10 protein-coding genes are annotated in these 7,458 nt (G+C 57.5%); all 10 read right to left on the bottom strand.

Features of this window, described 5'->3' with window-relative positions:
- Nucleotides 1-36: 36 nt before the first annotated feature.
- On the bottom strand, nucleotides 37-666 hold the full coding sequence (locus ACPEES_RS22615; protein ID WP_435106636.1) for a virB8 family protein: 630 nt from the start codon (nucleotides 664-666) through the stop codon (nucleotides 37-39).
- Nucleotides 667-857: 191 nt separating this feature from the next.
- Nucleotides 858-1,790 carry a type IV secretion system protein gene (locus ACPEES_RS22610; protein WP_435106634.1) on the bottom strand — a complete coding sequence of 311 codons (933 nt, stop codon included), beginning with the start codon at nucleotides 1,788-1,790 and terminating at the stop codon, nucleotides 858-860.
- 73 nt (nucleotides 1,791-1,863) lie between these two features.
- A complete protein-coding gene (locus ACPEES_RS22605) occupies nucleotides 1,864-2,418 on the bottom strand; it encodes a hypothetical protein (RefSeq protein WP_435106632.1) in 555 nt (184 codons plus the stop codon).
- 96 nt (nucleotides 2,419-2,514) lie between these two features.
- Nucleotides 2,515-2,880, bottom strand: a complete 366-nt coding sequence (locus tag ACPEES_RS22600; protein ID WP_435106630.1) for a hypothetical protein — start codon at nucleotides 2,878-2,880, stop codon at nucleotides 2,515-2,517.
- An 88-nt stretch (nucleotides 2,881-2,968) separates the two neighbouring features.
- On the bottom strand, nucleotides 2,969-3,151 hold the full coding sequence (locus ACPEES_RS22595) for a hypothetical protein (protein WP_435106628.1): 183 nt from the start codon (nucleotides 3,149-3,151) through the stop codon (nucleotides 2,969-2,971).
- Entirely contained in the window at nucleotides 3,148-3,957 is an 810-nt protein-coding gene (locus tag ACPEES_RS22590; RefSeq protein WP_435106626.1) for a type IV secretion system protein, read from the bottom strand. Before ACPEES_RS22590 ends, ACPEES_RS22595 begins: the two co-directional genes overlap by 4 nt.
- A 64-nt stretch (nucleotides 3,958-4,021) precedes the next feature.
- Nucleotides 4,022-6,400: a VirB4 family type IV secretion/conjugal transfer ATPase gene (locus ACPEES_RS22585; RefSeq protein ID WP_435106624.1), complete on the bottom strand. Its 2,379-nt coding sequence runs from the start codon at nucleotides 6,398-6,400 to the stop codon at nucleotides 4,022-4,024.
- A 46-nt stretch (nucleotides 6,401-6,446) separates the two neighbouring features.
- Nucleotides 6,447-6,749 (bottom strand): type IV secretion system protein VirB3, encoded by a 303-nt coding sequence (locus tag ACPEES_RS22580; protein WP_435106622.1) that lies wholly within the window; start codon nucleotides 6,747-6,749, stop codon nucleotides 6,447-6,449.
- 9 nt (nucleotides 6,750-6,758) lie between these two features.
- On the bottom strand, nucleotides 6,759-7,085 hold the full coding sequence (locus ACPEES_RS22575) for a TrbC/VirB2 family protein (protein WP_435106620.1): 327 nt from the start codon (nucleotides 7,083-7,085) through the stop codon (nucleotides 6,759-6,761).
- A gap of 29 nt (nucleotides 7,086-7,114) precedes the next feature.
- On the bottom strand, nucleotides 7,115-7,458 hold a 344-nt coding region (locus ACPEES_RS22570; RefSeq protein WP_435106618.1), incomplete at its 5' end, for a hypothetical protein.

Genomic DNA, 7,458 nt, shown 5'->3' with positions numbered 1-7,458 from the left:
CAGGCGATGAAACACTGGTACGCTGACAGGCCCGATCTATTTCACAAAAAGCCACGGAATCGTCCGGGACCTGACAGATAGCCAATGACTCACGGACTCCCGGTTCCGGGTCTTCTTCGTCCGAATCCACCGGACGATGGCCGTGTTCTGATTGAGGAACGAAATGCTCTTGATCGTGATCGTCACCTGCGCCTTGCGGCCGTAGACGTTCACCGGGCTCTTTGGATTGGACTCATCCATCTCCGCGTAATAGGCCCGTTCCGCCTTACCCGAGGAGAACGCCTCGACACGCCGGAAACTGCGGGCGAAATCCTGGCTGTCGTACTGTTCCCGGGCCTGCATGTACTGGCCGATGAAGTACTTGGTAACGGCCTCGTCTTCGGTGATCGTGCCGCCGTCCTCCATGGCCTGGATGACCTCCACGATGCCCGTGGACTTATCCACCCGAATGACATACGGCTCCGCGGTCTTCAGCGGCGTCAGCCCAACGAGCGCGATCGCCTGGAGGACTGCAAGCACGAGCCCGCCCCCGCCGATCAACCAGCCTCGGCGCTCACGCAGCTTCGCCTTCTGATAGACCTCGTCATCCCACAACCGGGACTCCTCGTAATAGGCCCCCTCCTCATCCGGGGCGACACCCTGCTTCCTTGCCTTCTTGCCTTTCATCCGCCGGCCTCCGCTATGCCCTCGCCTCGATGGTGTTCAAAGGCACCTCGGGACCACACGGCCCATGATTCAGGGACGCACAAGGCGGTGGTTCCTTGGGATAGGTATTGCATCCTGCCAACCCAACGCAGAACACCAGCATAACCAGCATATTTTTCATCTTCACCATGCCCCTCTTTCCGGGAAAATGCTCACTTCTTCTTCAAATCCCCGCCTTTTCTTTTATTCCTTATCTTATTCAGCCCCCTATTTAAATAATCTCTCCCATGCTTATTTAACGATCTATTCGCTTGCCCCATCTTTCCTTGGGCATAATCCACCAGCCCTGTCCCTCCCAGTGACATGCCTCCGGACAACCCTGCAGCCAGGGTCTCCACTTTCCTCAACAGCATGAATATCACCACCGCCGTCAACACAAACGGCGCCAGATCACTAAACGCTATCTCATCTGATTCCGGTATCTTGCTTAACGCCGACTTAAACAAGCTCTCCGTCAACGCCAGAAACGCTGCCGTCAGCACAATAACCAGGAAAAAATTCATCAAATGCTGCAACCACATCTCGAACAGTCGTTTCGTCGACGAAAAAACCAGCGCAATAATAAACAGAGGCCCAACCGCCACCAGCACTGCAATTGCAATCTTGGCCGTCACAATCATCACTAGCGCAACCGCCACGGCCAGCAGACCTGGTATGAATATAGCCAGCCCCAAAAGATACTGCGCTCCCCATCCATCCCCTCTGAACGCCTTAAACGTCGCCTTAAACACATCGGCCATGGTTTCATCAAGCGTTTCGTGTATCGAACCTGCGTTGCTCCCCGTAATTGTCGCCGCAAGTTGTGGCGGCCCGTCGGTCATTATATCGACAACCAGTGCTTGATAGACGGAAAACGAGGTACAAACAATCCAGACAACGGCCACAAGCGTTATTTTCTTAAACACCTCCCGAATGTCCCGATTGATCCAACCTAGCCATATACCCAGCCCCATCAATATAAAGTAGAGCGCAAACAGGTCCGCCACCCAAACAGCAATTTCCGACCCAATATTGGCAAACACGTCCGAAATATATAGCTCGGTCGAATCATTGACTGAATCGATAATGTCTTTGACAATGGCCATCCCTGCGCCCTCTACCAACACCTTTCACACCAAGAAGGCGTGACGTTACAACGTCACGCCTTGCGCACCGCGATCACTCACCTCGCGGATGATTCTCTAGAAACTCTTGTTCGACTCGCCGCTGCTCCTCCTTGAACGCCTCATAAGGACGTCTCTGACGAGGGCGGGTTCCGGACCATTTTTGCACCAAATAACTCAGCTTCTTCTCGATCTTCAAAACTGCCTTCATAAACGAAGGCGACATAAAATCCGATCGAGTAACCGAAAGGCCATACTCCCTTGCTCGCGCTACACTATCGCTGACATAATCGGCACACATCTCTTTTTCCAGAGGATCCGGGTTATTCTCCGCAAGACAATAGTCGATCATTGATGCTTCCCAAAACTTATCCAGCACCTTCTCCCCCTCAATATTGAGCCACGGCCCCAACGGATGCTCCTTTTTCACAGTCTCCGGGGTATACGGATCATTCACGCTTTGTGCAAAACCCGGAGCCGATACAGAAGCGGCAAGCATCCCAAAAAGCAATGCCGACACAGCGTAACCACGCATAGCCATATCTCCTTTTGAAAACCCGACAACACCATCAATACAGGCGGCAAAACATTGTGACAACGCCCCGTACATCGTTAATCAACGGCCAACCCTACACAGGTCTTTAGCAACTAAAGTACGAGGCGTGACACGGAGATGCCACGCCGCTCTGACAGCATATCAATTTACCTATTTACGTGACTCTATGAACGCATCGTATACGCGGTATTTTTCTTCCTTGTAAGCGTTCCAAGGGCCACGCTCATGAAGCGATTTTGATGCCCACTTCTCGCGCAATTGATCCTCGGTCTCCAAAACGTCGGACACGGCCTCCATGTACGACCTTGACCTAATATCGGCGCGCTCCATGTCAATCCCGTACTTCCGCGCACGTTCGACGTAGTCGCCCACCAATTCGGCGCATCTCTCCTTATCAAGCGCGTCTGGATCGTACTCGGGCAGGCAGTAGGTCATGAGCCGACCCGACCAGAACATCTTGAGGACCCTAATCCCCTCGATGTTGATCCACTCGGCGAGCGGGTGCTCCGTCTTCACGGTCTCCGGGATATAGGGATCAGCCGTTTCGCCTGCGAAACTCGCCAGCGGTAGCAAGGCGGCCTGTAAGGAACTGACGACGCATTTCCTATTCCTCCTCGTCATCAATGGAAATGGAGGGGATATCCTCGACGCTCGCCTTGCGCGCCTCACGGTCGGCCTCCATCATCTTTTCAAATGGCGTTTTTGCCGTCGTCTGCATGACGATGACCGTGCCAAGAATGGCAATGATGACGGCGACGCCACAGACGAGAATAGTTTTCTTGTTCATCGGGAGTCTCCTTCATAAATGGACGGAATGTCTCTTACATACGCAGTCCGAGCCTTCCGGTCAGCCGCATAAGTGTTACGTTCCACGCTAGCCCGGTCGGCGGTTATCATGTTGTTGGTCGCCTGCATGCGGATCATCTCCGTTAGCAGAATACCCAACTGGCCGACGAGCCGGCTTTGCATATCCAGAGCCGCCTTGGGATCGCGAGCGTTATTGATCTCGGTTATGAGCGATTCCATTTTTAGAAGACGCTCATTCGTCTTGTTGAAGCTCACCTGACTGACGCCGCGGTGGGTATAGAGGCGATTGCCGCTGCGCTCATAGTCCTCCGCCTCGTCCTTTAGCGACTCTGGAATTTCGCCATCGCCACCGAAAAGCTCCTCACGGGAGTAACGCTGGTCTTCATCGCGGACCTCCTTGACGATGCGCTCCAACTCATCGGTCGCCCCGCCCGGGTTTTTCCCCTCCTGGAGGATCGCCAGCGTCTCCTCCCAACTTTCCGGCGTATAGCGCCGCTCGCCGCGCTCTTCCCATCCATTGAGGAGGGAATTGAGGTTTCTTGCTCCGGTCCATCCGTCCCACTCTTCAAGCTGTTGCTCGTATTGTTTCTTGATGGTCTCGTACTGTTCTTTGAGCTTTTGCAGCTGCTCTACGGTCGTAAAGAGCTGTTCAGTCGAGTTGCTCGCCGTTAGCGTGGTCTGGGCGATATTGACCACATCCACGGTCGGGATGCCGGAAGCCGTTGCACTTCCCCCCCACAGCACCAAAGCCAAAGCGGGTGCGACCACTGCACCTGTCCGTCGCATAGGGTTACCCTCCATTGGTTGAAACGTGGCCGGCCGTATGCGGCGCGGACACCCCGGCCGCGCCTCACCGGCGACGTTTGTAGAACTCCGGCAGCCAATCCTCCGGATTGGCGCCGACATCGTTAATGCACTCGTGGAGCACGGAGATATTTGCCTCCGTGCCCGAGAGCACGGCGACCTCATCGGGCATGTCGTTCAAGTTGAGCTCGCAGAGCACGCTGCGATCATCCTGCTTGATGAGAAACTGCCGGCTTTTCTTGCCAAGCCGGCGAACGATCTCGAATTCCTTCTCATTGGCGCCGAGGGCCTTGTACTGCTCCCAGGTGGCAGCCGGATTGGGGAGGAAGATCTTGGTGATCGACTGCTCGATGATCGTGTCGCTGATCGTGCTCTTGATGGCGTCCGCTGGACTCTGAGTGCTGAACACTACCACCCCGTTGCGCTTACGAATGACCTTGAGGTCATTCTTCAGCTTCGGGGCGAACACCTCGTCGTCCAGCGCCTTCCAGCCCTCATCGACCATGAGCATGAACGGGTCGTAGCCGGTGATCATTTCATTCGCCCGGTGGTAGAGATACTGCATGGTGGGTGTGCGAATCACCGGGCGATCCAGTAGGTCGGTGACATCCACCCCGCACACACGCGCATCCAGCGCGAAATCATCCGTTGGGTTATCGAACAGCCACCCGAACTCATTACCCTCACACCAACGCGCAAGCCGGCCGGCCGGCCCCTCGGTGTCGGTGGTATCGAGAAAGTGGCGCAAGTTGGTCAGCCGGCGCTCGGCTTGCGGCATCTGGCTGATGCCATCGAGCGCCTGCTCCAGCTGCTTATGGTGCGCGGTGGTCATCTGATAGCCGTCTTCGCCGCGGATCAGCGTACGCAGCCACTCATTGAGAAATGCGCGGTTGGCGGGGTTCATCTCCAACTGAAGCGGATTGAAGCCAGTCGCCCGCCCGGGCTCGATGACGAAGTAGGTGCCACCATTAGCCCGCACCGCGATCTCCATGCCCCGGTCCTTGTCCCAGACCATCACCCGGGGATTGATCTTCAACGCCTGGAGGATCAGAAAGCCCATCAGCACGGTCTTGCCCGTGCCGGTCTGCCCGACGATGGCCGTGTTGCCCGCCGCTTCCTTGTCGTCGCTCGCCTGGTAGTGGAAGTAGTACGGTGTCCGGCCGGTCGTTCTCAGCACCGACAACGGCCCGCCCCAACGGGCCTCACGCAAGCCACTGGGGTAGTTATGAAACGAGGCAAGCGCGGCGACGTTCCGCGAGGTGATCAACGACGGCCGCGGCCGATAGCTCCAGGCAGCGGGCTGCTGCGCCCAGTAAGCGGCCTCCATCCCAAGATCTTCTCGGGCCACGACGAACCGCCCGTCAGCAAGGCGCTGCTTGGCATCGGTCAGATGCTCGCCGAGCTGGCGCACGGAATCGCCATAGCACAACAGCGTGAGATGGTGATGGCCCATGGCCAGCCGTCCCGACTGCACGTGGTCCATCGCCTCGACAAGATCCTCCATCTGGGAGACGGCCGCGTCCTCGGCCTGATCCATGCGGTTGACCTGAATCTCGAGCTGATGGAGCGCTCGCGCCCGGGTCTCGTACGTGAACGACTGCGTGAGCACGAACTCATAGGGCGCATCGAGTAACGAATCGAGCATCGTCGGCCGTGTGCTCGGCGCGTACTCCTTCACCCCAAGCACGCCGCCAAGACGCGCCCCCTCCACGTCGCTCAGCTCGACCAGGTTCTTGCCGAAGAACGGCCGAGCCGTCTGCAGCACGGTGCTCAGATCACGCCGCGGCAGCGGCATGCGCTGCCAATACCCGTTCAGCAGGAAAGCCGCGAACTCAGCCGGCTCCGAGCACAGCATGCCCTGATGCTCGTAGGTACCCAGCAAGTGCGGACGGTAATCCGCGAAGCCTTTCATGACCTCGTCGGTCAGCTCCGCGATCCGCTCCATGGCCACCTCATGGCGATACCGGCGCTCGTCTTGATCAACACGGTCACGAAACCGGTTGATCAAACCACCAACCCGCGAGGCGGCCGGTCGATAGATGAGCGACAGATACAGCTCATTGGCATAGAGCGAGGTACTGCCGAGCAAGCCCCGGTATTTCGCATCCACGCTCGTCGCAAAGCCCGACTCGAACGCCCCCCCACTCGGCGCAACATGGGTGCGGCGACGCACCAGGTGCGTCCACACGCCCACCTGCGGGCTCGCGATGGTCAGCAGTGTGTGATGCCGGGATTCGTGCCACGCGTTAGTGACTTCATCGGGGCTTGTCGTGTGCGGAATGCCGTCCAGTCGGATGGTCCGCACGAAGTCACCGCTACGCGTTTTGAGAGTGTGCGCATCAATTTGCGCACTGTAGGGAATATGGCGCGAGCTCGGCGCCTCTTTCGCACGCAGGGTCGCGTTTTGTGTCTCTTTCACTGTCATGCCGACAATCCGTGTCGTACTGGAAGATAGCCGCGTTATGCCCGTGCTAGGACGGTGCCTCCGCCGGCAGATGGGTGTACGAACGCACGCCCCAGAAGCGCTTGGTGATGCTGCTGCTACCGGCCAGGCGCATGTGTAGCCAAAGCAGCTCCCCAAGCCGAGGATCGTGACGTGAGATTCCCCACATCACGCCGTGCAACGGCACACCAACGAGCAGATACAACGGGTTGCCCGCCGCCAGAAACAAGATCGTGGAGAACATGCCGTTGAGCATCACGAACTCGAACGGCGCGCCCCACACCATGGTCGGGCGCGTCATTCCCACGAAGAGCTTGTCTTCGACAACCACGCTGGCCGCCTAGATGCCAGCGTTGCTCTGCACCCAGTCGACGATCGCCGCGGGCGCGAAAACACACAGCATGCCACCGAGCACCCAGCCGACCGAGCTCCACTCCATGTGGCCCCGCCATGCACGAAAGCCCAGGAACATCACCACCAGAATCGCCGCCGAGCGGGTCACGCCGTTGTTGAGCAGATCGACAATGCCGTCGAGAAACCCCTGAATCGGGTTGCTACTGCCACCGCTACCTTGCGCCAGGGCCAGCTCAGGGAGGATCAACAGTCCCGTGCAGATCAACAGGGGCATCATGCCCTTCAGCGTCCGTGCGCGAACGTCCATGCTCATATGTCGTTCCATTTCTTCCGTCACTCCATTTACGCCGTTTCACGTAGTGCCAAATGCACCTGCTCGGTGTTGGGGCAGGTATTTCTCAGAAAGCGGTAGATCGTATCGAGACTGCGCCACAGACGCGGGCGTCGACGATAATTCAACAGGATATGGGGATCACCATCGCCAAGCGTGACCGCCAGGCCAAAGACGGGATCCTCGCCGGGGCGATCAAAACGAACGGTAATGGTGATACTGCGAATCGCGCGCGCCTCATCCATGAGCGCCAGCTCTCTCTCACTTAGCGTCATCAGCATTACTAATCTTTTAGAAAGTAATGTCAGGTTCGATTGTGTATCGGCAGGCCGGGTGACGGAAGAACGACTGCACT

It is taken from the genome of Arhodomonas sp. AD133, assembly GCF_051195215.1.
Classification (GTDB): domain Bacteria; phylum Pseudomonadota; class Gammaproteobacteria; order Nitrococcales; family Nitrococcaceae; genus Arhodomonas.
Note: the sequence above shows the minus strand (reverse complement) of the source record. Positions and strands in the feature narration are given on the sequence as shown.

Coding starts and splice junctions, on each gene's coding strand:
- ACPEES_RS22615 (WP_435106636.1), bottom strand. CDS start 666: ATGAAAGGCAAGAAGGCAAGGAAGCAGGGTGTCGCCCCGGATGAGGAG.
- ACPEES_RS22610 (WP_435106634.1), bottom strand. CDS start 1,790: ATGGCCATTGTCAAAGACATTATCGATTCAGTCAATGATTCGACCGAG.
- ACPEES_RS22605 (WP_435106632.1), bottom strand. CDS start 2,418: ATGTACGGGGCGTTGTCACAATGTTTTGCCGCCTGTATTGATGGTGTT.
- ACPEES_RS22595 (WP_435106628.1), bottom strand. CDS start 3,151: ATGAACAAGAAAACTATTCTCGTCTGTGGCGTCGCCGTCATCATTGCC.
- ACPEES_RS22590 (WP_435106626.1), bottom strand. CDS start 3,957: ATGCGACGGACAGGTGCAGTGGTCGCACCCGCTTTGGCTTTGGTGCTG.
- ACPEES_RS22585 (WP_435106624.1), bottom strand. CDS start 6,400: ATGACAGTGAAAGAGACACAAAACGCGACCCTGCGTGCGAAAGAGGCG.
- ACPEES_RS22575 (WP_435106620.1), bottom strand. CDS start 7,085: ATGAGCATGGACGTTCGCGCACGGACGCTGAAGGGCATGATGCCCCTG.